This window comes from Paenarthrobacter sp. CCNWLY172, assembly GCF_037402035.1.
Taxonomy (GTDB): domain Bacteria; phylum Actinomycetota; class Actinomycetes; order Actinomycetales; family Micrococcaceae; genus Arthrobacter.
In genome coordinates this window covers 13,458-37,555 of the sequence record NZ_JBBEGB010000019.1, presented here as the reverse complement: position 1 = coordinate 37,555, position 24,098 = coordinate 13,458, and the positions used below count along the sequence as shown (strand labels likewise).

The 24,098-nt window shown below is 64.5% G+C and carries 26 protein-coding genes; 20 read left to right on the top strand and 6 right to left on the bottom strand.

Features of this window, described 5'->3' with window-relative positions; genetic code table 11:
- Nucleotides 1-35 precede the first annotated feature (35 nt).
- Both WBN73_RS20485 and WBN73_RS20480 read right to left on the bottom strand, forming a co-directional pair.
- The gene (locus WBN73_RS20485) at nt 36-1,937 is read right to left on the bottom strand and encodes a DUF2264 domain-containing protein (RefSeq protein WP_337341145.1); all 1,902 of its coding nucleotides are present in this window, start codon (nt 1,935-1,937) and stop codon (nt 36-38) included.
- 97 nt (nt 1,938-2,034) lie between these two features.
- Nucleotides 2,035-2,313, bottom strand: coding sequence for a hypothetical protein (locus WBN73_RS20480; RefSeq protein WP_337341146.1), 279 nt, complete (start codon nt 2,311-2,313; stop codon nt 2,035-2,037).
- A 186-nt stretch (nt 2,314-2,499) separates the two neighbouring features.
- Here WBN73_RS20480 and WBN73_RS20475 point away from each other — a divergent pair, with 186 nt between their 5' ends.
- From WBN73_RS20475 to WBN73_RS20410, 14 genes are all read left to right on the top strand, one after another.
- Nucleotides 2,500-3,000 carry an Asp23/Gls24 family envelope stress response protein gene (locus WBN73_RS20475; RefSeq protein ID WP_337341147.1) on the top strand — a complete coding sequence of 167 codons (501 nt, stop codon included), beginning with the start codon at nt 2,500-2,502 and terminating at the stop codon, nt 2,998-3,000.
- Complete coding sequence (locus WBN73_RS20470; protein WP_207595387.1) at nt 2,997-3,188, top strand: DUF2273 domain-containing protein; 192 nt, start codon at nt 2,997-2,999, stop codon at nt 3,186-3,188. Before WBN73_RS20475 ends, WBN73_RS20470 begins: the two co-directional genes overlap by 4 nt.
- Entirely contained in the window at nt 3,185-3,562 is a 378-nt protein-coding gene (locus WBN73_RS20465) for a hypothetical protein (RefSeq protein WP_337341148.1), read from the top strand. The genes WBN73_RS20470 and WBN73_RS20465 overlap by 4 nt, the downstream gene beginning before the upstream one ends.
- Nucleotides 3,559-4,140: a hypothetical protein gene (locus tag WBN73_RS20460; RefSeq protein WP_337341149.1), complete on the top strand. Its 582-nt coding sequence runs from the start codon at nt 3,559-3,561 to the stop codon at nt 4,138-4,140. Before WBN73_RS20465 ends, WBN73_RS20460 begins: the two co-directional genes overlap by 4 nt.
- Nucleotides 4,137-4,778 (top strand): hypothetical protein, encoded by a 642-nt coding sequence (locus WBN73_RS20455; RefSeq protein ID WP_337341150.1) that lies wholly within the window; start codon nt 4,137-4,139, stop codon nt 4,776-4,778. Before WBN73_RS20460 ends, WBN73_RS20455 begins: the two co-directional genes overlap by 4 nt.
- 78 nt (nt 4,779-4,856) lie before the next feature.
- The gene (locus WBN73_RS20450) at nt 4,857-5,087 is read left to right on the top strand and encodes a CsbD family protein (RefSeq protein ID WP_337341151.1); all 231 of its coding nucleotides are present in this window, start codon (nt 4,857-4,859) and stop codon (nt 5,085-5,087) included.
- Between the two features lie 82 nt (nt 5,088-5,169).
- Nucleotides 5,170-5,754: an RNA polymerase sigma factor gene (locus WBN73_RS20445; RefSeq protein ID WP_207595392.1), complete on the top strand. Its 585-nt coding sequence runs from the start codon at nt 5,170-5,172 to the stop codon at nt 5,752-5,754.
- On the top strand, nt 5,751-6,386 hold the full coding sequence (locus WBN73_RS20440) for an Asp23/Gls24 family envelope stress response protein (RefSeq protein ID WP_337341152.1): 636 nt from the start codon (nt 5,751-5,753) through the stop codon (nt 6,384-6,386). Before WBN73_RS20445 ends, WBN73_RS20440 begins: the two co-directional genes overlap by 4 nt.
- On the top strand, nt 6,383-6,745 hold the full coding sequence (locus WBN73_RS20435) for a hypothetical protein (RefSeq protein ID WP_337341153.1): 363 nt from the start codon (nt 6,383-6,385) through the stop codon (nt 6,743-6,745). Before WBN73_RS20440 ends, WBN73_RS20435 begins: the two co-directional genes overlap by 4 nt.
- Nucleotides 6,746-6,824: 79 nt before the next feature.
- Complete coding sequence (locus WBN73_RS20430; protein WP_337341154.1) at nt 6,825-7,928, top strand: substrate-binding domain-containing protein; 1,104 nt, start codon at nt 6,825-6,827, stop codon at nt 7,926-7,928.
- Nucleotides 7,929-8,069: 141 nt separating this feature from the next.
- Entirely contained in the window at nt 8,070-9,383 is a 1,314-nt protein-coding gene (locus WBN73_RS20425) for an ABC transporter substrate-binding protein (RefSeq protein ID WP_337341155.1), read from the top strand.
- Nucleotides 9,384-9,443: 60 nt separating this feature from the next.
- The gene (locus WBN73_RS20420; protein ID WP_337341156.1) at nt 9,444-10,424 is read left to right on the top strand and encodes a carbohydrate ABC transporter permease; all 981 of its coding nucleotides are present in this window, start codon (nt 9,444-9,446) and stop codon (nt 10,422-10,424) included.
- A complete protein-coding gene (locus WBN73_RS20415; protein WP_337341157.1) occupies nt 10,421-11,332 on the top strand; it encodes a carbohydrate ABC transporter permease in 912 nt (303 codons plus the stop codon). The genes WBN73_RS20420 and WBN73_RS20415 overlap by 4 nt, the downstream gene beginning before the upstream one ends.
- Nucleotides 11,329-12,333: a hydroxyacid dehydrogenase gene (locus WBN73_RS20410; protein WP_337341158.1), complete on the top strand. Its 1,005-nt coding sequence runs from the start codon at nt 11,329-11,331 to the stop codon at nt 12,331-12,333. Before WBN73_RS20415 ends, WBN73_RS20410 begins: the two co-directional genes overlap by 4 nt.
- 116 nt (nt 12,334-12,449) lie before the next feature.
- Here WBN73_RS20410 and WBN73_RS20405 read toward each other — a convergent pair whose 3' ends face one another.
- Nucleotides 12,450-12,827 carry a DUF7793 family protein gene (locus tag WBN73_RS20405; protein ID WP_207595399.1) on the bottom strand — a complete coding sequence of 126 codons (378 nt, stop codon included), beginning with the start codon at nt 12,825-12,827 and terminating at the stop codon, nt 12,450-12,452.
- 150 nt (nt 12,828-12,977) lie between these two features.
- The gene (locus WBN73_RS20400; protein WP_337341159.1) at nt 12,978-14,387 is read right to left on the bottom strand and encodes an MFS transporter; all 1,410 of its coding nucleotides are present in this window, start codon (nt 14,385-14,387) and stop codon (nt 12,978-12,980) included.
- 78 nt (nt 14,388-14,465) lie between these two features.
- Here WBN73_RS20400 and WBN73_RS20395 point away from each other — a divergent pair, with 78 nt between their 5' ends.
- Nucleotides 14,466-15,695, top strand: a complete 1,230-nt coding sequence (locus tag WBN73_RS20395; protein ID WP_337341160.1) for a GAF domain-containing sensor histidine kinase — start codon at nt 14,466-14,468, stop codon at nt 15,693-15,695.
- Nucleotides 15,696-15,744: 49 nt separating this feature from the next.
- Here the strand turns inward: WBN73_RS20395 and WBN73_RS20390 are convergent, their stop codons facing one another.
- Nucleotides 15,745-17,118: a serine/threonine-protein kinase gene (locus WBN73_RS20390; protein ID WP_337341161.1), complete on the bottom strand. Its 1,374-nt coding sequence runs from the start codon at nt 17,116-17,118 to the stop codon at nt 15,745-15,747.
- Between the two features lie 231 nt (nt 17,119-17,349).
- Nucleotides 17,350-17,991 (bottom strand): TetR/AcrR family transcriptional regulator, encoded by a 642-nt coding sequence (locus WBN73_RS20385; protein WP_337341162.1) that lies wholly within the window; start codon nt 17,989-17,991, stop codon nt 17,350-17,352.
- Nucleotides 17,992-18,103: 112 nt separating this feature from the next.
- Between WBN73_RS20385 and WBN73_RS20380 the strand changes: the two genes are divergently transcribed.
- From WBN73_RS20380 to WBN73_RS20360, 5 genes are all read left to right on the top strand, one after another.
- Nucleotides 18,104-19,561 carry a purine-cytosine permease family protein gene (locus WBN73_RS20380; RefSeq protein WP_337341163.1) on the top strand — a complete coding sequence of 486 codons (1,458 nt, stop codon included), beginning with the start codon at nt 18,104-18,106 and terminating at the stop codon, nt 19,559-19,561.
- Nucleotides 19,558-20,796 (top strand): serine hydrolase domain-containing protein, encoded by a 1,239-nt coding sequence (locus tag WBN73_RS20375; protein WP_337341164.1) that lies wholly within the window; start codon nt 19,558-19,560, stop codon nt 20,794-20,796. Before WBN73_RS20380 ends, WBN73_RS20375 begins: the two co-directional genes overlap by 4 nt.
- On the top strand, nt 20,793-22,418 hold the full coding sequence (locus tag WBN73_RS20370; protein ID WP_337341165.1) for an amidohydrolase: 1,626 nt from the start codon (nt 20,793-20,795) through the stop codon (nt 22,416-22,418). Before WBN73_RS20375 ends, WBN73_RS20370 begins: the two co-directional genes overlap by 4 nt.
- A gap of 63 nt (nt 22,419-22,481) precedes the next feature.
- A complete protein-coding gene (locus WBN73_RS20365) occupies nt 22,482-23,393 on the top strand; it encodes an alpha/beta fold hydrolase (protein ID WP_337341166.1) in 912 nt (303 codons plus the stop codon).
- A gap of 81 nt (nt 23,394-23,474) precedes the next feature.
- Complete coding sequence (locus tag WBN73_RS20360; RefSeq protein WP_280624519.1) at nt 23,475-24,068, top strand: histidine phosphatase family protein; 594 nt, start codon at nt 23,475-23,477, stop codon at nt 24,066-24,068.
- The last annotated feature ends 30 nt before the right edge of the window (nt 24,069-24,098 follow it).

Below are 24,098 nucleotides of genomic sequence, written 5' to 3'. Positions count from 1 at the left end.
ATCTCAAGATTCGCTCAAGATTCCGGGCCGGCACATTAGAGGGCGAACTCCACTTCCAGCACCTGATCCGGGCCCAAGGCGAGGCGGGCGCTGACGCTGGCGCCGTCGTCGAACAGCTCAAAAGCGGGAGGAGGCCCGACGGCGGGAGGAACCCAGACAGGCGGCTCGCCGCCGAGGTACACCAGGGAGGCGAAACAGCTGCGCTCCCCGGACAGCCTGCCCTCCAGATAGCGGCAGCTGGCAAAGGCGCCAAAAGGGGACACCCCATGGCCCTGATACGTGCCGCTGTCCGTGTAGCCGTGGAGCGGCCAGATGGCTGTGTGCAGCCGGCCGTCAGCAAGGACGCCGCTGCTTGGCATCGGCTGATCACCCGCGAGCGCGTATCCGCCGTCCCGGACCGCGAGGATGGAGCTGTCCGGCGCCTCCACTGCGTGCACCCGTAGTTCGTATCCGCCTGCAGCGGCGGTCCCCGTCGCGGCGCGCCAGTCCGAATCAGCGGGATCCTCGGCATCGTTCCACACCGGGGCGTGCCAACTGGCTGCTTGCCCCGGCCCCGCAGGCAGCCGGTGGATCCGCGAGCGCCGGCTTGGCGTCCCAGCATCGTTGAGGAGGGCGAAGTGGTTGTCGACGGGGTGCTCCGTGAACAGCGGCGCCGTATGGCTTGAATAGGCGAGGCGGCGGTAGAGGGGATCATCCGGGCCGGGCGCATAGTACTTGTCGCTGCCATGGTTGAGGAGGCGGGCGATGCCGTCCGCAGCAGTGGAGTGGAGCAGGTAGTTGGGGGCCTCGGCATGCTTTAATCCGTCTGCGGCTTCCAGGGGCGAAGGCTCCTCAACGGCGGTCCACACCGGGTGGTCGGCGGGAAGGAGCAGCCCGACGAATGCCTTGGAGGTCCAGTACGGCGAGGCCGGCCCGGAGTATTCCTGGGTCATCGGTTCAAAAGCGCCGAGCCATCCCAGTGACGGCAGGCCGTCGTCGTAGGCTCCGTTGTCGAGGAAGTACTTTGCTGCACCGCTGGCGATCCTGCGGGTCTGGCCGGGGGCGAGCGGCGTTGCGCCGATCGCCTCCCCCATGAAGAGGGGCGCGACGGCGGCGTAACGGTAGATCAGGGAGCGGCCTTGGAACATCGGGGCACCGTTGGCGCCGAAGAACCTGACATGGTCCTCCAGGAAGGTGGCGAGGCGGCGGCGGGAGATTTCAAGCCGGTGATCGGCTTGTGGATGCCGGCCGGCAGCAAACTCGGCCCACAGGATGGGGTACAAGTGCATGGCCCAACCGCAGTAGTAGTCGAAGAAGTCGCCGGTGCCGTCGTTGTCTCCGTCCCGGTACCAACCTCCGCCCGCATACCAGTCGTCCAGCCTGTCCAGGCCATGCCCTATCTGGGCTGCGTTGTACTCAAAGCCCGCACCGGCCAGGAATTCGGCGATCATCACTTGGAAGAGCACCCAGTTGTTGTCCACACAGGTGCTGCGCGAGGAACCCCGCAGCCAGGCAGCCACCCGATCCTGTTGCGCAGCGGACAGCGTGTCCCACAACCAGGGCTTGGTGAGCTGGAGCCCCAGGACCACGGAGGCGGCTTCCACCATGGGTTGGGAGCGGTCGGTGATGGGCAGCCACGCTTCAGGCCCGTTGTTCTGCGTGCCGTGAAGCAGGCCCTCACGGTAAAAGTCCAGATGCCCGAAGGGGTCGCTGCCCTGCTCCCCCGCCACCCGGAAGGCCGCCAGCAGGAACGTCCGCGCGAAGCCCTCCAGGCCATCGGACACAGCTCCCGACGAAGACGGGCGGCCACCCAGCCGGATGGCCGCCTTCAGCGGGGAGAAGTGGGGGCGCACCGCGAGCAACTGCTGATCAGCGAAGGCTACCCAGTGTTCCCGGGTCCAGCCCGTGATGGGGCTGAGGTTAAAATCCGGGGCGGGCATGGTGATTGCGGTTGCCATGATTCTCCTGCAGGGGCACGTAGTAGTAGCCCCACCACACTAGGAGTTCCACCCTTCGCATGACGCGAGTTGAACAATAGTGAACCCGACGCCAGGCCTACTGCATGAGGCGCTCGATGTCGGCAAAGCCCAGGCCCGAGGCAATCGCAAGGTCCGGAAGGCCCGCTCCCGCCGCCGTCGCGTTTCGCATGGCCCGTACCAGGCAATCCTCAGCCTCGTCCATTTCCCACTGCAACCCCTCCACCCTGGCGGCAGCTGTCCACACTTCGTCCAACACTCCGGTTCTTCGGGCCGAAGCGGCCTCGGTGATCAGTACTGGGGGCGTTACTTCGAGGGAAGCTCCACCTTGCGATTCCCTCACAACTACTGCAGTCACTTGGTGCCTTCCCGTGTAAGAATGTGTCTCGACAAACTAGTTATATGTGAATCTAGCTAAATTGGCGAGTTGCGGTGGGGGTGATGCACATCACTAAAACTCGAGCGTGAGGAATCCCTGCATCGGCACGTCTTATTCATGACGGCGCACACCAAGCGCTGCAACCAACGGACAGGAGCAATCGCCATGACAATCCAGACGCACACCCCCGCAGATGTCCCGGCCAGGAACACCACGGGGGGCGACAACCCCACAGCGGCCCATGACACCACCACTCCTGCACTGAATAAGGGCAAGGATGGCCGCGGGGCCACCACGGTTGCCGACGGCGTCGTCGCCAAAATCGCCGGCATCGCCATCCAGGAAATCCCGGGCGTCCACGCCCTCGGCGGCGGTGCTGCCCGCGCTATCGGCAACCTGCGCGAGAAGGTGGGCCAGAAGGACCTCACCCAGGGCGTCAGCGTTGAAGTGGGCCAAACCCAGGTGGCCGTAGATGTCACCCTGGTTGTTGAGTACCCGCACCCGCTCCAGGAAGTAGCGGACAACGCCCGCGACGCCGTCTACACCGCCATCGAGGACCTGGTGGGCATGGAAGTGACCGAGGTCAACATCACCATCACCGACATCCACGTTCCTTCCGAGGACGAAGACGCAGACGACGCCGGGCGCGAGCCGAGGGTCGCATGAACCCCACCATCGCCGGCATAGCCATCGGAGCTGTCCTGGCCCTGGCAGGGTTGGCCTTTGGTTTCTGGGGCCTCCTGCTGACGGCACTGTTCATGGGTGCCGGGGCCGTGCTGGGCCGTTCCGCCGAGGGAAAGCTTGACCTGCGTGGCGTGCTGGATGCACTGCGGGGCAAGCGCTCCTCATCATGAACCGCGCCGGAACGAACCGCGCCGGACATACCCGCATCACCCAGCACGCCCTCCGGAAAACCCTGGAAGCCGTCACCGCCCAGGCGTTCCGGGTGGGAGTGGGAAACGTGGCAGCCGAGCTGGAGGACGATGCCGGCAAGCTCGGAGTAAGCCTCTCCGTCAAGCTGTCGCTCGCGCCGCTTCCGGGCCCGCGGAAAACCACAGCCACCGTCTTTCAGCAGGCTCAAACAGCACGAACACAACTGGTGTCCCGCGGCCTGGAGCTGACCGGGCTCGAGATCGGCCGGGTGGATATCCGCCTCGCCGGAGCCAAGGAGCAGCCCCGTACCAAGGAACACTCCACGGAACGACTCAAGGAAAGGAGGGTGCTTTGAACCAGGACCGAACCCAACGGCGGATGATCCGTCGGGAAACGCACTCTTCGCGGGCTCTTCCGTCCATCCTTTCCGCCTGCATCCTCATGGTCGTCTTCCTCTGGCTCGCAGTGGAAGCCGTGCTGTGGATCCTTAAGGACCAGGCGTTGCTGGCAAGCCCCGCACAGATGCTCCAGTGGCTCGTGGACCTTCCGGTCACCACAGTCCCGGTGGGAATGGCAGCTGCGGGAGCGGGCCTTGGAATTCTGGGTCTGCTGTTGCTGGGACTTGCCGTGGGCAAGGGACGGAAGGCCCGACGCTCCTTGGCGAGCCGGCGCGCCGCCGTAGTGGTGGACGACGACGTGATCGCCGCAGCTCTCTCCAGCACCACCCGGCTCGCCGCCGGCCTGGCCCCCGGGCAGGTGACCACCACCGTCGGTGGACGGTCCGTACGCGTCCAGGTGCGTCCGACGTCGGGCGTTCCGTTGGACCTTGAGTCCGTGACAACAGTGGTCGACGGCGAACTGGCCGCCTTTGCGCTGGACCGCCGGACCTCATCTGATGTCCAGGTATTGAACCAAGGAGCAGTGGGGCAATGAGGCAAACAAACCGTGCACTGAACCGTATCCTGCTTGCGATCCTGGGCCTTGCACTGCTGGGAGCCGGTGGCGCAGTCATTGCAGCTGGCACCATGCCGGGAGCAGCGGATACCTGGACAGCAGTGGCATCGTCCGTCCGCGAATCCGCCAGGAACCTCGTGGGCGCCGCACCTCTACCGGACCCCGTCCGGAGTTGGTGGCTGGTGGCAGGAATCGCCGTGTTGCTTGTGGGGATCGCCCTCAACGCAGCCTGGCTCGCCTCCCAAGGCGGAGGACGCACTCCTCGCCTCGCCGAGCAACTGGACGGGACGGTCGCAGGCAACGGACCCACGGGGACAGGCGGGGCCCGGGGCCGGACAGTGGTGGATGTCAGCCTGGTCTCCACAGCCCTCCGGGAAGCCCTAAGCGGGAACCGCGACGTCCTTGCCACGTCCGTTTCGGCGTGGGAGTCACGGCGGGGAACCGCCCTCCGGCTCCGCGTGGAAGCCCGCAAGGGAAGCTCGCCACGCGAACTTGCCGACACTGCCGAAGAACTCATCCGCGAAATAGATGCCCTGCTGGGACATCCCATCCCCGTCCTGATCCGAATTACCATCGGCGCCCGAACCCAGGTGTCAGGATCCCGACGTGCACGGTAACCGCTGGAACGCACTTCTCTCCACTCAAACCATGCGCGGCACCACAGAGCACGCGCACTGAAAAGAAAAGGGAACACCATGGGAATCAACGACAAGATCAACAACGCTGCCACCGAACACCTCGGCGCTGCCAAGGAAGGTGCCGGAAAACTGACCGGCGACCAGTCACTGGAGCGCGAAGGCCAGCACGATCAGGCCCAGGCAAAGCTCCAGCAGGCAGGCGAGAAGGTCAAGGACGCTGCCGCCGACATCGGAGACAACATCAAAGATGCGGCCCGGAAACTCAAAGAGGGTTTCACCGGGAAGTAGGCCCCTCCCGGGCCGGCCCCTTACCGATGGCGGGGCCGGCCCCTTTCCTCCACTAACCTCGACCCCACTGGGAAGGCAGAACGTGACTGGTTCACCCGTGGCGCAGCACCAACTGGACCTCGTTCCGGATGCCTTGCTGGCCGGCCGGGCAGCAGACGGTGACACGGCAGCGTTCGAAGCGCTTGCCCGTCGCCACGGCCCTCTGATGCGGGCCACCGCCCGCCGGTTGACCGGCAGCCTGGCGGACGCCGATGACGTGGTCCAGGAAACACTGGTGCAGGCCTGGAAACAGCTGGACACCCTCCGGGAGCCTGCCGCCGTCAAAGGCTGGCTGTTGAGGATCCTTGGCAGCCGCAGCATCGACCACCTCAGGAAACGACGCCACCACATGGATCTGGACGACGTGGAAAACCAGCGCGATGACAGCCCCCGGACGAGAACCCAGGATCCGGAAAACAACGCAGTCAATGCCTCCCGGGTGGAAGCCCTCAAGGCCGCACTGGCCGCACTCCCCGAGGAACAACGACGCTGTTGGGTACTCAAGGAGTTCAATGACCAGAGCTACGAAGAGATTGCGCTGACGTTGAACATCAGCCCAGCCAGTGTCCGCGGCCGGTTGGCCCGGGCACGGATCACGCTCGCACGCACCATGGAGGAATGGCGATGAACACCCCCAGCGACACCCTCGAATGCGGGCACAGCCTTGCGGATCTCAGTGCCTACCTGGACACGGGACAGATTGATGATCCAGCCCACCTGGAGAGGTGCCCCGAATGCCAGGCCGCGTTGGCCTCCTTGCGCCATCTCTCCCAACTCGGCGGAGAGTTGCTCCGGTCCGATGTAGCAGACGCGGGCTCAGGCAATGACGACTGGATGCAGTCCATCCTGGACAACCTGCGCCTGGAACTGCGGCCCGGACGGAGCATTCCCTTGCAGGCGGAACACCCGGATGACACGCTCTGGGAATCCGAAGGAGCCATCTCCGCCCTGATCCGGTCCGTGGCCGATGCACTCCCTGGAACAGCCGCCGGCAAATGCCGGCTGCAGGGAGAGGTGACCACCATGGGAGCCCCCATCACCGTGGAGGTGGAAGTGGCCGTGGTGTACGGACATCCCATGGAAGAACGCGCAGCCACCCTCCGCGACGAGCTGGCAAGGACCCTGGCAGCCCAGACAGAACTGAACATCCAAGCCATCAATATCACCGTGACGGACGTCCTTGAGCCGCCGGCACCGCCGGTCCAGCCCGCAGATACACCCGCCACCACCGGACCGCTGAGCACGGAGGACCAGCCATGACGGAGTTTTTGGAAGCCGCGAACACTTCCCCTTCAGGCGGGTCGGCAGCCCCGTCAACCACCCTGGCTGAGGAACTGCTCGTGCTCGTCCAGGCGGTGGAAGGGGTCCACTCGGTCTATCCCGCGCAGCCGTTGTGGCAGTCCATAGCCGGCGCCGCCCTGGCCGCGGTCACCGGCGAGACACTTCCCCTGATCGGCCTGGCGGGGACCGCCGACACACTGGCAGTGAAAGTCAGGATTGGCGTGGATGCTTCCCGTCCTGCTCCGGCTGTGACGCGCGAAGCAGCCGCCGCGATCCGCAGGCACCTTCTCCCCCGGGCCGCCGTCGTCGAGATATCCGTGGTGAAGCTGGGCAGTTAGCCGACAGGGTCCACGCAGCCGGGTTCTGGTTCATAATGAACAAACTGAACACAAGTGAACTTTATAGGCGGACACCTGCATGCTGACCGAGGATCGTCAACAGCTCATCCTGAGGGAACTCGCCCTGAACGGTTCCCTCAATGCCAGCGAATTCGCGGCGAAACTGGGCACCTCTGGGATGACCGTGCGGCGGGACCTCGCAGTGCTCGCTGAACAGGGCCTGCTCGAACGGGTCCACGGCGGCGCCATCCCGGTGGGCGGCAAGCCGTCGGCAGGACCCGCTACGCAGCCCTCCACGTCCTGGCGGCCTGGCGGGAGGCGGCCTTTGGCCACCATCGGGATGATCGTGCCGTCGGCGTCGTACTATTTCCCGGGCGTCATTCGCGGCGCCGAAGCCGCCGCGCAGGAAGCAGGCGTCCGCTTGGTGCTGGGCGTCACCAACTATTCAGACGCGGAAGAGCGGCGGCAGCTGCGGCGGCTTTACGAACACGGCGTGGATGGAATCCTCATTACGCCCAGCGGGCAATCGTTGGCAGGTACCGAAACACTGGACCTGCTGGCCGAGGCAGAGGTGCCGGTGGTAGTGGTGGAACGGTCCATCGACGACGCCTTGGACCACGGCCGGCTCGAAGCCGTGCGGAGCGACCATGTCCGCGGCTCGGAAATCGCCGTGAACCACTTGTTGGGCCTGGGCCACCGGAGAATCGCCATTTGCCTCCGTGAAAACAGCCCCACCGCCCCGCAACTCATCGATGGCTTCCACCTGGCCATGCACCGTGCCGGACATGCCCGCGACGACTCGATGGTGCGTGCCATGTCCCGCGCCCAAAACGATCCCCAGGCCCACCGTGAACTGGTGGACCGGATCCTGGATTGGTGCGGATCGGCGGAGGTGACGGCCGCTGTTGTCCACACCGACGAGGACGCGCTCCAGTTCGTCAGTGCCTGCCTGGAACGGCAGATCCGCGTGCCGGAGGACTTCGCTATCGTTTCTTACGACGACGAGATCGCCGCCCTCGGCGCCGTCCCGCTTACCGCTGTGGCGCCGCCAAAATACGACGTCGGCCACCAGGCTTTGGTGATGTGCCTGAGCCGCATCGGGGCGCGGCGCGGAAGCACGTCCGCGCTGCAACGGGTGAACCTGTCCCCGGCGCTGGAGGTGCGCGGCTCCACGCAGGTGTAGCCTGCCCACACCTGCGATTCGACTGTTTACTTCTGTTCATTTTGTTGATGATGTTCACTTTTGTGGATTTCATGGTGCCTAGTCCGAAAGTGCCCCCAGAGCACCACGACTTTCGCATCGTGAACTTCAAAGGAGAACAGAATGAAGCGTCGCCAGCTTCTGCTTGGAGCAGCCAGCCTCATGGCCAGCGCTGCACTCGTCACCGGCTGTGGCAGCACCACGGCCGCCACGCCGACCCCCACCCTGGTGGAAGACCCCAGAGGTAACATCACGTTCTGGTCCTCCATGGCCGGTATGGACAAGGTGGCGGAAGCGTTCAACGCCAGCCAGGACAAGATCAAAGTCACGTTTGAAACCATCCCCAACGGCGGAGCCGGCGGTTATGCCAAGCTCTCCACTGCCATCACCGCAGGCAACGGCCCGGACGTCGCCACCATCGAATATCCGCAGTTGCCCCAATTTGTCAGCAACGGCCAGCTACAGCCTCTTGACGGCTACATCAACAAGGCTGAAACCGTGGACAAACTCACGGATGAAACCAAGGCCCTGGTGCAGTTTGGCGAGCAGACCTACGCACTCCCCTACGATGCCGCGCCGATGATCATGTGGTACCGCAAGGACATGCTGGACAAGGCCGGAGTCTCCACACCCAAGACCTGGCAGGAGTTCGAGGAGGCCGGCAAGAAGCTCAAGGCCGTTGCCCCCGAAGCGCATTTGGCCAGCTTCAACCCGAACGAGGCTGCGCTGACTGCTGCGCTGTCCTGGCAGGCGGGCGGCAAGTGGTTCGGCACCGAAGGCGACAGCTGGAAGGTTGGTGTTAACGACGAAGCCACCCGGAAAGTCGCCACGTACTGGCAGAAGCTGATCGACCAGAAGATCGTCAAAGTCCAGCAGTCCTTCAGTGACGAATGGTCCGCAGACCTGGCGAGCGGCGCCGTCGTCGGAGTCCTGGGTGCCAACTGGAGCGCCACCGGTATCCAGAAGCGGACGGAGGCCAGCGGCCAAAAGGGTCAGTGGATCGCTGCCGAGGTGCCCAACTGGGGCACTCCGGCGGACGCGTTCTACGGCGGCTCCAGCTTCAACATCACCAAGAGCAGCAAGAATCCGGCCGCCGCGGCGAAATTCATCGAGTTCCTTGCCACCAGCAAAGAGGCCATCTCTGCCCGCGGCAACACCGGCTCTGCGTTCCTTGCCTACCCGGGCCTGACCCCTGTGGCGCAGAAGGCCTTCGATGCCAGCTACTTCGGCAACGACATCTACGAGGTCTTCGACAAGGCATATTCCACCATCACGCCGGGCTGGCAGTGGGGTCCCAACTGGGACATCACCAACACCGCGCTCAAGGACGCCTACGGCACGCTGACCAGCGGCGGCAAGGTCCTGGACGCCGTCGATACCGCCCAGGACGCCACAGTGGCCGGGCTCAAGCAGAACGGCCTCTCCGTCAAGGAGTAGGCCCGCACGGTGGGGCGGCTCCGCACTTACGGAGCCGCCCTGCCAACGAGGAGAATCATCATGGCCGACCGTGCCACACCGTCCACAGCAACCACTTCACCCACACCGCACAAGGCAGCCACCGCCGTGGAGCCTCGAAACCCGAAGAAACCCCGTGCAATGTCCGGAACCGGGGGCCGGACGGCTGCACTGTTCCTGACGCCGTTCTTCACCATTTTTGCCCTTGCCATGGTTGCGCCAGTGATCTACGCGATGGTGCTCAGCTTCTTCGCCCAGCAGAAGTCCGGGCTCGGCTTCGGTGAGGCCAAGACCGCGTTTGTGGGCTTCGAAAACTACGTCCAGGTCCTGCAGTCCGAGAGCTTCGTTGGCGGCATCGGACGCCTTGTCCTGTACTGCCTGCTCTACATCCCCTTGATGATGGGCGGCGCCCTGGCATTTGCGCTGCTGCTGGATTCGGCCGTCGCGCGGGCCAGGAAACTGTTCCAACTGCTCGTCTTCCTCCCCCACGCAGTGCCCGGCGTCATCGCCGCATTGATCTGGGCCTACCTCTACACACCCGGAGTCAGCCCGATCGTCTCAGTCCTGGAAACCGGCGGAATCTCGCTGAACTTCCTGGACAACCAGCTGATCCTGCCGTCCATCGTGAACATCGCCGTGTGGGAGTGGACGGGCTACAACGTCATTGTGCTCTTCACTGCCCTGCAGGCAGTGCCCCGGGAAATCCTGGAAGCTGCCCGTGTGGACGGCGCAGGAGAGATCCGTGCAGCCATGAGCATCAAGCTGCCTCTGATCCTCCCGGCGCTGAGCGTGATCATGCTCTTCACCGTGATCGGCACGCTGCAGCTCTTCACCGAGCCGAACATCATCTCCAAGGCCACGGCATCAGTAACCAGCACGTGGGTGCCCAACATGTGGGCCTACGACGCCGCGTTCAACCGCCACAACCTCAACCAGGCCGCGGCTGCCTCCATCATCATCGCGCTCATGGCCGCAGTCCTGTCCTGGGCCGTGACCCGCTTCAGTTCAAGGAACACAGCATGAGCACCTCCACGATGTCCCGCACCCCAGCCGAAGCCCCCGCGCCGTCACAGGGCAGGCGCCGGCACGCCCGCAACGGCGGCTTCGCGAGCACGTTCACCGTGAATGCCCTGCTCATCCTGGGCTGCGCCTACATGGTGCTTCCCGTGGTGTGGCTGTTCTTCGCCTCCACCAAAAACACTGCGGATCTCTACGGAACAGCCGCCTACGCTTTTGGTGAACCGGCCTTCTTCGAGAACGTCCTGGCGGTCGTGAACCAGGACGGCGGGATGTTCCTCCGCTGGATGGCCAACTCCATGTTCTACGCCGCCTTCGGAGCAGTTCTTGGCGGCCTCATCTCCGTCATGGCCGGTTACGCATTCGACAAATTCCAGTTCCGCGGCAAGGATTCGTTCTTCGGGATCGTCTTGGTGGGCGTGCTGATTCCCAACACGGCCACGGTTCTGCCCATGTATCTCTTGGCCTCCGTTTTCGGCATCACCAACACCATCTGGGCCATCCTCATCCCGGTGCTCTGCAACCCGTTCGGGGTGTACCTGGCCAGGGTGTATTCGGCGGCCTACGTTCCTGCCGAGACCCTGGAGGCAGCCCGCGTTGACGGAGCCGGGCCCATCCGGTCCTTTTTCTCTTTGGGCCTTCCCATGATGATGCCCGGGTACATCACCATCGCCCTGTTCCAGTTTGTGGGCGTCTGGAACAACTTCATGCTCCCGCTGGTGATGCTCCAGGACCAGAAGCTGTTGCCCGTCAGTGTGGGTATCTCCATCTGGCAGGGCTATTCCATCCCCCAGCCCGAATTCACACCTATGGTCATTACCGGTTCCTTGCTCTCGATCATCCCGCTGCTGCTCGCGTTCGTCATGTTGCAGCGGTTCTGGAAGTCCGGCCTCACAGCAGGGAGCGTCAAGTGAACTTGAACGTTGCCTTGGCCATGCCGTCCCACACAGCACGGGCGGTGTTCCCGCCCAGGAGCCTGGATCCCCTGGAGCCAGCACTGACGCTGCTGAGCCGTGACCCCATTCAGGACTTCACCACTGCGGAAGGCCGCGCCGTATTGGCGGAGGCCGATATCCTCATCACCGGTTGGGGGTGTCCGATGATCGACCACACCGTGCTGGATGCCGCACCCCGTCTGCGCTATGTCCTGCATGCCGCGGGCAGCGTCAAACACCACATCGGTGACGCCTGCTGGGAACGGGGCATCCAGGTCAGCTCCGCCGCGGACGCCAACGCCATCCCGGTGGCCGAGTACACCGTGGCCATGATCATCCTCGCCAACAAGCGCGTCCTCCAGATCGCCCGCGCCCTGCACACCACCCGGACCGACGTCCTGGCTGAGCAACTCTTCCCGGACATGGGCAACTACCGGAAGCGGGTCGGCATCATTGGGGCCTCGAAGATCGGCCGGCACGTGATCAGGCTGCTGGCTCCGTACGAGCTGGAGGTAGTGGTGGCCGACCCTTACCTATCCCCCGAGGAAGCGGCCGTCCTCGGCGTCGGGCTCGTCAGTTTGGAGGAGCTGGTGTCAGGCAGCGATGTGGTCAGCCTCCATGCGCCGTCGTTGCCCTCCACCAGGAACATCATGGACGCGGGGTTGATCGAGCGGATGCAGCGGGGCACCACGTTCATCAACACCTCCCGCGGCGAACTGGTGGACCAGGATGCACTGCTCGCACGGATAGAACGCGGCGACCTCTACGCGGTCCTGGACGTGACCACCCCGTGGGTGCTGCCCGCCGAATCCCGCTTCTACACGCATCCCAACGTGCTGCTCACCCCGCATGTGGCGGGGTCACTGGGCAATGAGCTGGAGCGCATGGCGGCGAGCGCCGTGAACGAGGCCCTGCGGTTGTCCCGCGGGGAAACGCTGCGGTTCCCGGTGAGGCTGGAAGACCTGGCGTTCACAGCCTGACCGCACCACAGCGCAGCCGAAACAGCGCACGACGGCGGCCTCCCGCCGTCGTGCGTTTGCCGCTTTTGCTGGTGGCCGGCTCAGCGCGCGTCATTCTTGGCTTGGCGTTGGGCGCTTTAAGACCCCTCGGAGGTTTCCCGGAGCCAGGAGAGAGCTTCCGTGTGGGAGGTGAAAAAGCGCGTGGGGCAGGGCGGTTCTTGGACGGCCAATTGGTAGTCGGCGAGCATGCGGTCCACGGGATTGTTCCCCAGCAAAGCAATCCTCGAGGCAGCGCAGGGTTCAACAAAGACGTCGCGGGCTGCGCGGCTAAGATGCGCGGTCTCGGCCATGGTCACCAAGAGGGGGTACCTGCTGCCTGCGGCGAGGTCGTTCACAGCCTCGACGGCGGCCCGCGCGTTGGCAGCTTCGATGCGGACCCCGGAATTCCACACCAAAAACATCACGTCGTCCGGTTCAAAGCCAATGACGTAGTCGCAGGGATCCTTCTCCTCCATGGAAGTACCTCCCTCTCTGTGGCGCTGCCCCCGGCGCCACGGTCTGACTCAACCCTGCACCCAGGGACAATCATGCCCTCTCATCCGAAAAGAGTGATCTTTGGGTGCTCGTCTGCCCTGGTTTCGGGTCAGTCAGGCGGAATCAACACCTCAACCTGCCGCTGAAGAGTCCGCGTTCTCGGGTTCCTCCGCTGCTGTCTGCGCATACGAGGCCGAGACACGCCGGTAGACCGGGGTCAGGAAGGCAAGCAGCGCCACGGCAATCATGATGAGGCCGGCCACCAGGAATACCAAGGCAATACCACGGGATATGCCCTCACCCAGCAGCGGTTCCAGTTGTGCTGCCCCCTCGGACGAACGGGCGTAGGGGATAATCCAGAACTGGGCGATCGGGGCAATGAGGAAGGCGGTGATGGGTGCGGCCGCCGACTCGAATGCCATGGCGAAGCCGAACACCCTTCCTTGGCGGGTCAGCGGAACCACCTTCTGGATAACTGTCTGCTCGGCTGCTTCCACTACCGGAACCAACGCCATGTACAGCCAGATCCCCACAATGTAGAGCCAGGCCCATTCCCGCAGCGTAAACACGGCACCGATGAGGCCCATCAGCCCCACCGCGATGAGCATGGTCCGCAAGGGGTTGGGTCCCAGGCCAAACTTGCCGATCAGCGCGCCGCCCACCACAAACCCGGTGGCTCCTATCGCGAAGACGGTTCCCCACATCTCCACGGAGAACATTTCCAGGCCGTAGGGGTCCATCAGCGCCATGTAGACGCCGCCGATGAAGTTGTTGAACGTGGAGAAGAGAATCAGTGCGAACAGTCCGGAAATTGCCATAACGGCAGCCCAAGAGCCGCGCAGGTCGAATCCACCTTCGGCGTCGGAGGCGGCTGCCCGTACTTCTTCCGGCAGGCGCAGCGTCAGCAGGTGTCCGAAGGCCAACGCCGTAAGCACCAGGGCGACAACCACGGTCCACCCCATGCCCAGCAGCCCCACGGACAACCCGGACAGCACCGAGGTAACAATGAACATGAGCCCCTGCACCATACCCACCAGCCCGTTGGCGTTGGCCCGGCGGTCAGGCTCTATCAGGATGGTGACCGTGGTGGACAGCGCGATGTTGCGCATGTTCTCCACCACCGCGCCGATCAGGATGATCATGGTGAAGATCCAGAACCAGGGCTGTGTCAGGTCAAGCAGGGCTTCCTCCGGTGTCAGGAGGAACATGACCCCGGACAGCACGAACATCACAAGGGTGAACGCGGCGGCGAACCGCATCACTGCCAATTTCCTGTAACGGTCCACGAAGGTTCCGAAGCTGATGCTGGAGAGGGCAATCAACAGCATGTAGGCGCCGCCGATTACCCCCGTGGCAATGACGTTGCGGGTCTCCAGGTACACCCAAAAGGTCAACGCGAACCAGAGATAGCTCGTGGTGATGTTGGCCATGGCTGTATTGACCAGGATCCCGGTGAACGTGCGGGATCTTTGTGCCGGGGTCCGTAGGGAGAGATCGATGTTGTCAGTAGACGCGGCGGTGGCCGGTTCCTGCTCGGTCATGCGTTCCAGTAAACCACCGGGTCCAACCTCCCGGTAGTATCGGCAGGGAATTCACGAGACGCTGGGGGGATTGTTTTTATGACGGAAATTCAGGGGCAGCTGTCCTTCACCAAGGACGCCGGCAGGGACTTGGAACTCCAGGAATACGGGCTCGACCCCGCCTTGGATTCGACGCTCCTGCCCAATGCCGCCGTCATGAGCGCCTTGCAGAACCTCGTGAGGCTGGCCACGGAGCTGTGCGGGGCGCCGTTTGGCGTGGTCAACATCATCAGCGCCGAGTACCAGCACCAGATAGGGGCCTGGGGCGTGGACCCGGGGGTTTGCTCCCGCGAAGACTCCATGTGTGCCAAGGTTTTCCTCTCCCGCGAGAGGACGGTGGTGGCGGACGCATCCAAGGATCCGCGCTTCGCGGACAATCCCTTTGTCACCGGGGAAATCGGCAAAGTCCGCTTCTATGCCTCGGTTCCCTTGCAAACAGAGTCCGGGTTCGTCCCCGGGACCCTGTGTGTTTTCTCTGATAAGACCCAGGAGCTGCGCCCCGAACAGGTCAGCATGCTGGAGGTCCTGGCCAAGCAAGTAGTGGAGTTGCTCGAGCTGCAGCACCGCACCGTCCAGTTGGACCGCACCTACACCGAGTTGAGGGACAGCAACGCCAAACTCGCCGGATTTGCGGGCCGCGTCAGCCACGATCTCCGCATCCCGTTGACCACCATCCTCGGCTACGTGGAATTGGTGGAGGATGATCCGGACGTGGAACCCGACAGCACTGCTGCGCGGTACCTGGACCGCATCGGTGCCAGCGGCCGCCGGATGCTCGGGATGCTCGAAGATGTCCTGAGCTACTCCCGCGTGGGCGGTGGCATCCAGCCCACCAACGTCTCCCTGCACGAGGTCACCCAGGAGGTTGCCCGGGACCTTGGCATCGAGAACGATGGCATCGTGGAGGTCCAGGAGCTCGGGCTCCACGCGGACCGCGGCCAGCTCCGCACCCTGCTGCAGAACCTCCTGTCCAACGCCATGAACTACCGCAGCCCGGACCGCGACCTCCGCATCCGGATCAGCGGCGTTTCCAACTACCATGGGGCCACCATCTACGTTGCGGACAACGGCAAGGGGATCGCCCCCGAGGACCGCGCCAAGGTCCTGGAACCGTTGGTACGCCTGCGGAGGCAGGGCGATGGCCCGGGTTCCGGCCTGGGACTTGCCACCTGCAGCAGCATCGCCAAAGCCCACGGAGGCGACCTCACCCTCGCGGAAACCCCGGGCGGCGGAACCACCGTGGCAGTGAGCTTTCCCTCCGGAAGTTGATGCACGACGGCGGCAGGTCGCCGTCGTGCGTTGGCCACCAGCGCTTGGACTACTTCCCGTTGCCCTTGCTGTTCTCGGACTTCTTGTCGTTCTTGCCCTCGCTTTTCTGGCCTGCGAGGTCCTTGCCTGTGAGGGGCGCCTGCTCAACGGCGGGCGGGTTGGCGGGCGCTGGAACCTGCTCCGGGCGGGTTGCCTCCGAGAGGTCCACCACTTCCGCCTGCACGCTCCCACCTGGCCCAGTCTCCGCAGGGACCGGATCCGCGATTACTGGATCCACGGGCGCAGCCGGGGCGGCAGGACTGCTTGGCTGCGGCTCGGCCTGCGATACGCCGGGATCAGCGGGCTGTGACGGATCGGCAGTGTTGTTGCCGGACGGATTGATCCCCTGCGAGAAAATCAGCAGCGCCAGCGGGATGGTGACGGCGGCTGCTGCGACACCCCTGACCGTCTTGGGCCGGCGCCTGCCGAAGTCAAGGATGCTGGTAACCGTCGCCTGCTTCCGGGTCGACGAACGCAGCGGACGCTTCGGAAGCACGGTCGGCAGCAACGCAGTCCTGCGGCCGGACTGGATGCCTTCTTTGGCCAGTGACTGTTCCACATGGTGGGCGCTGGGACGCTTGTCGGGATCCATGTCCGTCATGGCTTCCAGGAGCTCCCTCAGCGGGGCGGGCAATTCCATGGGGACCTGTGGCGCTCGATGCAGGCGCGCTGATGCCGTTTCAATGGGCGTCCCCGGATATTCTGCCTTGCCGGTGAGGCATTCAAGGAGCACCAGGCCCAGAGAGTAGATGTCGCTCGCCGGGGTCAGATGCAAACCCTGGGCTTGTTCGGGACTCAGGTACTGTGCCGTGCCCACGGTGAATCCGGTGGCGGTCAGGCGGTTGTCGTTCATCACCAGCGCCACGCCGAAGTCCGCCAACTTCACCGACTCCCCCAGCGCGTCGTCGTCGGATACCAGAATGTTGGCAGGCTTGATGTCACGGTGGATGACGCCCTGCTTGTGAACCTGGGACAGCGCCCCGGCCAACCGGATCCCTATGCGGGCGGTCTCAGGAACGGTGAGCGGTCCATCCGACAGCACGGCCCGCAGGTCCCGGCCTTCCGCCAGTTCCATGACCAGATAGGCGCGCTCTTCGTCGTTCCTGGTGTCCACGCCGGCATCGAATGCCGCCACGAGCCCTGGATGGTCAAAGGCGGCGAGGAGCCGCATCTCGTTTTCCTGGCGGGCCCGGAATGACTCGTCGCCTGAGCCGGGCAGGAAGATCTTGATGGCCACCTCGCGGCCCAGCAGCAGATCTGTCGCACGGTAGACAGCCGACATGGCGCCACGGCCAAGGACGGGCCCCAGCTGGTAGCGGCCGTCAAGTGTGTCGTCAATGGAATCAGGGACGGGGGAGTCCACAGCCTCGTCAATGGTGCCCACGAATGTCACGTCCTTCAGGCAAACCTGGAGCCCCGGACCCAAACGCTGTCCTTGCGTCACCAAGCAATGCCGTCAATCAAACTTTCACGATGGCCGCGCGGCCGACTGCTTCAGCCACGTGCGGCCCAGGCAAGGAGCCCGAACAGCATCATCCGGTTTCACCAGATAAGTCATCAGGATACTGATTAAGGAGCTGGAAGGGCAATGCGGAGTGCTGCGTTACGGCGGGAATCAGGCCTCGCGCACCTGATCCACCGCCGCCCGCAGCGTTCCCGCGGGCACGCCAAGGGACCATTCGGCAACATCGGCGACGAACCGAGTGAACGCTTCATAGTCGAAGGTTCCGGGGTTGTTGACGTAGGAGCCGACACCGTCGATCGCCACCCAGATCCGGATGCAGGCCGCGAAGGGGTCATCCACGACGAAGTCACCGGACGTCACGCCATGCTCAATGAGGGTTGTAAGCCGTGTCCGGTCCAGATATTCCTGGGCCAGCATGGCCTCCGCCAACGCTGGCGTGAAGCGGCAGAGGTGCCTCGCATTGAGCCAAAGCCGGGTGAGCTCCAAGGCGCCGCCGCCCTCGATGCGGGAAATCAGGTGGGCCATCCGGGCGAGCGGCGTTCCGCCGTCGGGAAACAACTCTTCCCGCTCTTCCGATACCGCCAGAACAAAGGCTGCGACCACCAGATCCTCGGCAGCGGGGTAGTAGTGGCTGATCAGACCGGGTCGCACACCCAATCGGTCCGCGACAGCACGGAGGGTTATCCGCTCGAGCCCCTCACTCAGGGCAATCGACGCGGCCTCGGCGAGGATTTCGGCACGGCGCTCGCCGGGTAATTTTCGAACGCGTTGGGATGTGGGGCTTGACACCATGCTCCTCAGTCTATTGGATTAGTGACCAATAGCACGTTGGTCGCATGACCAATAGCACCAATGGCCCGGTATCCCATCGTCGTGAGCCGGACCTTGCCCGAGAGGAACAGCGTTGTCCCAGCCCCATGTCACCGATCCGGTCAGCTACCCGGAACCCCTTGCCCATCCCGAAACCCGCGGCATCGAACTCATCGAAGCCTCCGAACGGCACGGCCGCGCCCGCGACCTCTTCCCCGTGTGGGCGGCCCCCAACGTCAGCGTCCTGAATTTCACCGTGGGTGCCTCGCTGATCCTGCTCGGCCTGGAACTGTGGCAGGCCCTTCTGGTCATTGTTGCCGGCAGCCTCCCATGGATCCTCACCGGGATCGTGGCCACCAGCGGCCCGGCCGCAGGAACATCCGGCTCCGTCATCACCCGCGCCATTTACGGAATCCGCGGCAACAGGGTTGTCGTCGCCTTCTTCGGCTGGTTCATTTCCGCCGTCTTCCTGGCCCTGAACTGGCTCGCCTCTTCCTTCATGGGCGCTGAACTCCTGGCACAGCTTGGCTTCACGGATCCCGTAGCCGGCCCGGTGATCGTCACCATCGTTGTTGCCGCGGTTACCGTGCTGGTAGCTGTTTTCGGCCACAGCCTGATCCTCCGCAGCTACCCCGTAGTGGCCTCGGTGCTGCTGGCCATCTTCCTGCTGGTCACAGTGTTCGTCCTGCCCCACGTGCAGTGGGGATATGCGGCTCCGGCACCATTGGAAGGAGCACCGCTGTGGTCTGCCGTGACCATTGGGATCGCCATCCTGGCCTCCACCCCGCTTTCCTACACCAACAGCCCGGATCTGGCCCGCTACCTCCCGGAGACCACCAAACGCTCCCACATCATCGCGGCCACGGCCTTTGGCGGCGCGTTGCCCTGCATGTTCTTCACGGCCGTGGGAGCTTTGCTGGCCACCGGCATCAGCCCAGCAGCCATGGACCTCGGCATCGAGTCGGCACTCCTGGCCCTGCTCCCTGCCTGGTTGGGACCAATCTTCGTGGTGGGGGTCATCATCAACACGATCTCGCTCAACGGCATGACCACCTACACCGCCAGCATGGCGTTCCAGTCCATCGGCGTCCCGATCAGGCGCATCCCTTCGGCCATCGTGGTGGGGGCCATCGGCACAGCACTGACCATCTACCTCGTCATGTCCACCAGCCTCCTGGACGCCGTCAACCTGATGCTGCAACTGCTGGTCCTGATCTCCGGCCCCACCATGGCCATCTTCGCCGTGGACGTCATCCTTCGCCGCAATCGATACAAAGGTGAAGACCTTTTCAACGAGAAACCGGGCGGCCCGTTCTGGTACAGCCGTGGCTGGCATATCCCCGGCTTGCTCGCGGTGGTCCTCGGCGCCACCGTGGCCTCGCTCTTCCTCACCAACGCCGTATGGACCGGACCCGTCTCGGCAGCCATGGGCTTCCTGGATCTCTCCGTACCCGTTTCCATGATCGTCACCGCCGGCGCGTACGTCGCCTTGACCCCTTCCCTGCGCCGCAGTACCACCACACCATCCGTCATCCAAGGAGCGCACGCATGACCGCCCCCACCGGCCACCACCCTGACCGCTATCCCGGCGCCACCGGCCAGCCGACGCTGGACACCTGGCAGGAAGGACCGCACAACCGTTGGACGTTCGCGCACCTTGGCGAGATAGTCCCGACGGCGGTAGTTGCCCGCCGCCGTCGGGACAACCGCGTTGCGGCTGCTGACAGCCTGGACGGACTGGGGCTCCCGGGCCTGAAGCGCCGGCTCGAAGAGACCTATACCGATGCCTTCCTGGTCCTGCATCACAACCAGGTCATCGGAGAGTACTACCGCCCCGGCTTCGCACCGGATGACCTGCACCTGGTGATGAGCGTATCCAAGTCCATGTGTGGCCTGGTGGTAGGGGCCCTGATCGATTCGGGAGAGATTATCCCGTCCGCCCGCGTGGTGGACTACGTTCCAGAGCTGGCCGGCTCCGCCTACGACGGGCCCACCATCCAGCACGTGCTGGATATGGCCATTCACCTCAATTACAGCGAGGACTATGTGGACCCAGCGTCCGAGGTTCAAACCCATGACCGCTCCGCAGGGTGGCGCACCCGTCGTCCCGAGGATCCCCAGGACACCTACGCGTTCCTGACCACGCTCACCGGCAACGGCACAGTGTCCGAATTCCAGTACTGCTCGGCCAACACCGATGTTCTTGCCTGGATCATCGAACGCGTCACAGGGCTGCGCTACTCCGAGGCGCTGTCCACGTATCTGTGGTCCAAACTCGACGCCGACCGGGATGCCACCATCACCGTGGATTCCGCCGGCTTCGGCTTCGCGAACGGTGGGGTCTCCTGCACCGCCCGGGACCTCGCCCGGGTTGGGCAGTTAATGCTCGACGACGGCAAAGGTCCCCTTGGCAGGGTGGTTTCCCCGGAATGGGTGGGGAGCATCCTCAACGGCGGGGACCGTGAAGCCATGGCAGACTCCTCTTTCACAGCCATCCACCCGCAGGGCTCCTACACCCGTCAGTGGTGGTGCACGGGCAACGGGAGAGGCAACGTCACCGGCATCGGCATCTACGGTCAGTACCTCTGGATAGACCCCGCCACCGATACCGTGATCGTGAAGATGTCCACCTGGCCTGAGCCCGAAAGCGAGCACCTCCACCAACTCCAAAACCAGTTGCTCCTGGACGTGAGCCATTCCCTGGACAGCCGGATTGCGGCAGAAGCAGCCGCCACGGAAGAAGCAGCAGCCGAAACAGCACCCGAAAGCAAGGACAACGCAGCGTGACCACCCAGCTCTACACCAACGCCCGCATCTTCACCTCCGACACCCGCCGCTGGGCCGAGGCCATCCTCGTCCAGGGCGGGCGCATCCTGTACGTCGGCGACGCCGATACCGCCGAACGCCTTTGCCCGGACGCCGAACTGGTGGACCTTGGAGGCCGCCTGGTGGTCCCCGGATTCGTGGACGGTCACGCGCACGTCGTAGGTACTGGAGAAGCCCTGGGACAGGTCAGCCTGTGGGGAGCCAAATCCGTGGAGGACATCCAGCAACGCATCAAGGCAAGGGCCACAGAACGCCCGGACGCTGACCGGATCCTGGCCACCGGCTGGCTGCACGGCGCCATTCCGGGCGGCGTGCCGGACGCGGCGATGCTGGACGCCGTAGTTCGAGACAAGCCCGTGTACGCCTTCGCCTACGACTTCCACTCCGTGTGGGTCAACACTGCGGCGCTGGCTGAACTCGGCATCGACCACCACACCGAGAACCCGCACGGCGGCACCATCAAGCGCGATTCCCGCGGGAACGCCACCGGCTACATCGACGAGAACGCCTTCTACGACATCGTGCTCCCCTACCTCGATGCCCAGGTCAGCGAAAACGAACACGAGGCCAGCATCGCCGCAGTCCAGCAGGCCTACCGCGAAACAGGCGTGACTACCGCCTGCGACATGGGCTTCAACGAGACCGACCTTGAGGCCTTTAAGCGTGCGGACAAAGACGGCACCCTGACCAGCCGGCTCATCGCCTACTGGAGGGTGAACAACGCGGGATCGGCCGAGGAGAACATCGCCCAGGTCCAGCGGGCGGCCGCGCTCGCCGTCGAGCATGAATCTCCTTTCCTGAGCGTGGTGGGCATCAAGGTGATCATCGACGGCACTATCGATGGCTGCACTGCCACCCTCGGGATGCCCTACGCCGATGGTTCGAATGCGGAACCGATCTGGAGCCTTGCCGAACTCGCGCCTGTGGTTGCCGCGGCAGACGCTGCCGGTTTGAAAGTTGCCATGCACGCGATCGGCGATGAATCCGTGCGGATCGCCATCGGCGCCGTGGAACACGCAGTGGCGGAGAACGGCCCCCGCGAACGCCGTCACCGCATTGAGCATCTGGAGTTGGCGGACAGGGCCGACGTCGATCGCCTCGCCGCACTGGGTATTACCGCGAGCATGCAACCGGTCCATGCTGATCCCGCCATCAGCGAAAACTGGTGCGCCAAGCTGGGCGATGACCGCGTGGAACGCGGCTTCCCGTGGCCTTGGATCACCGCTGCCGGCGCCCGGCTGGCTTTTGGCACGGACTCGCCCACCTCCCCGCACGCGCCGCTGCCCAACATGTACGTGGCCACCACGCGTGCCTCAGCCTTGGATGCCACGGCCGGAACCAACGTCCCGGACTTCGCCCTGCCACTGGCCGAATCGATCGAACACGCCACCCGTGATTCGGCCTGGACGTGCGGGGCGGAACACAACATCGGCCGCCTGGCTGCTGGGTTGTACGCGGACTTCGTGGTCCTGGACACCGACGTTTTCACTGCAGAAGCCCCGCGTGCGCTCCTGGACGCAAAGGTCCTGCGGACAGTGGTGGGCGGGCGCACGGTTTACGAACAGGACCCATCACCCGCCTGAAACCACCGCGCCGATCCAGAACGCCCGCTGCTCCGAATCACTGGCAAAGACCAGGAGCAGCGGGTGATCACGGAAGTTCTGCAGGAAGCGTCCCTACCGGGCAGCGCAGTTTTTAGGCGGGAGGTGATTCCCACCCAACTGGGTCCGTGCGCTGTACGCGTTCAGGAAGCCCCGAGGAGGCGTGACCACATCGCCGACGTCTACCTCCACGGTGCCGCGGGATCGTGGACAACCTTCCAACCACTGCTCCCCGGCTCCCGTGAACGCGACCAAATCCTCCTGGACCTGCCCGGCTGGGGTGACTCCACCGTAAATGCGCGGCTGGAGTCCGCTACCGTCGAGGCCATGGCGGATGCCGTGGTCGAGGTTCTGGACAGCCTCGGTTACCGCACGTGGAACCTGGTGGGCCACTCCATGGGTGGCGTCATTGCCTTTCATCTTGCTGCGGCGTGGCCCGAACGAACACGCAGCGTTGCGGCGATATCGCCCACGACCTTCGGCGTTGCCCACTCTGTCCGGCATCCGTGGCGCGGGCTCGCGACGCTGCCGTGGTTTGTCGGGATGCTCCTGCTCATGCGTGCCATGGCAGCCCTGGGTGCCTGGGGCCTGGCCCTGATCCGGGGTGTCGGCGCCACTCCACTGATGCGGCTGCTGTTGTCGCCCCTCTTCGCGGACCCTGCGGCCATTCCGGCGGACGTCATCCGCGGGTTGGGACGCAACGCCCGCCCACGGGCCTTCTGCGCAGCAACGCGGGCCGTGGCGCAGTACGACTTTGCCCAGTGGAACGGCATCAGGTGTCCCATCCTTGCAATCCGCGGGGACAGCGATGCGTTCACTCCCCCATCCGATCTTGATCAGCTGGCCTCCGCTGGGCCGCATGTCAGGACCATGACAGTGCCGAACTGCGGCCACTTCGCGATTGCCGAGCAACCCACCCTCGTCAGGGAACTGCTGGACGAACTGCGGCACCGCTGAACGCCCGACGGCGACCTCCCGCCGTCGTGCGCTTCCTTACGTGACGTACGGAACTGCGGTCCCGCAGGTACGCAGGGCACAATGGAAGGCATGACCCTCACAACTTTCGCCCTCGTCCGCCATGGCCAGACCGACTGGAACGCGGAGCGCCGGTTGCAAGGGTCCACCGATATTCCGCTGAACGACGTCGGTCGCGGCCAGGCGCGCGAAGCCGTCGCCTTCCTGTCGGACCAGCCGTGGGACGCCGTGGTGTCCTCGCCGTTGGGCCGTGCCGCCGAAACTGCGGAGATCATCGCCGAAGGGCTTGGCTTGAAGGTTGCCCGGCTGGTTCCTGAGCTCACCGAGCGCAGCTTTGGACCCGCCGAAGGGCTGCAGGCCGGCCCGGAACTGGAGGCCCTGCGCATCCCGGGCGGTTTCCGCGGCGGCGAAAGCGATGAAGCCGCAGCCGATCGAGGAATCGCAGCGTTGGAAGAATTGGCTCAAGAATTCGCCGGCAAGCGCGTCCTCGTGGTCGCGCACGGCACGTTGATCCGGCTGACCCTCAGCCGCGCCATCGGCCGCACCTTGGACAGCGTCCAGAACGCGGTGCTTAACCTGGCCCATCACCACGTGACCGACGGCTGGCAGCTGGAGTACTTCAACGGCGAGCGCGTCACCGCCGACGTCGAGGCCTGATTTCGCGTTTTGTCCAAGGAAAAGCGGCCG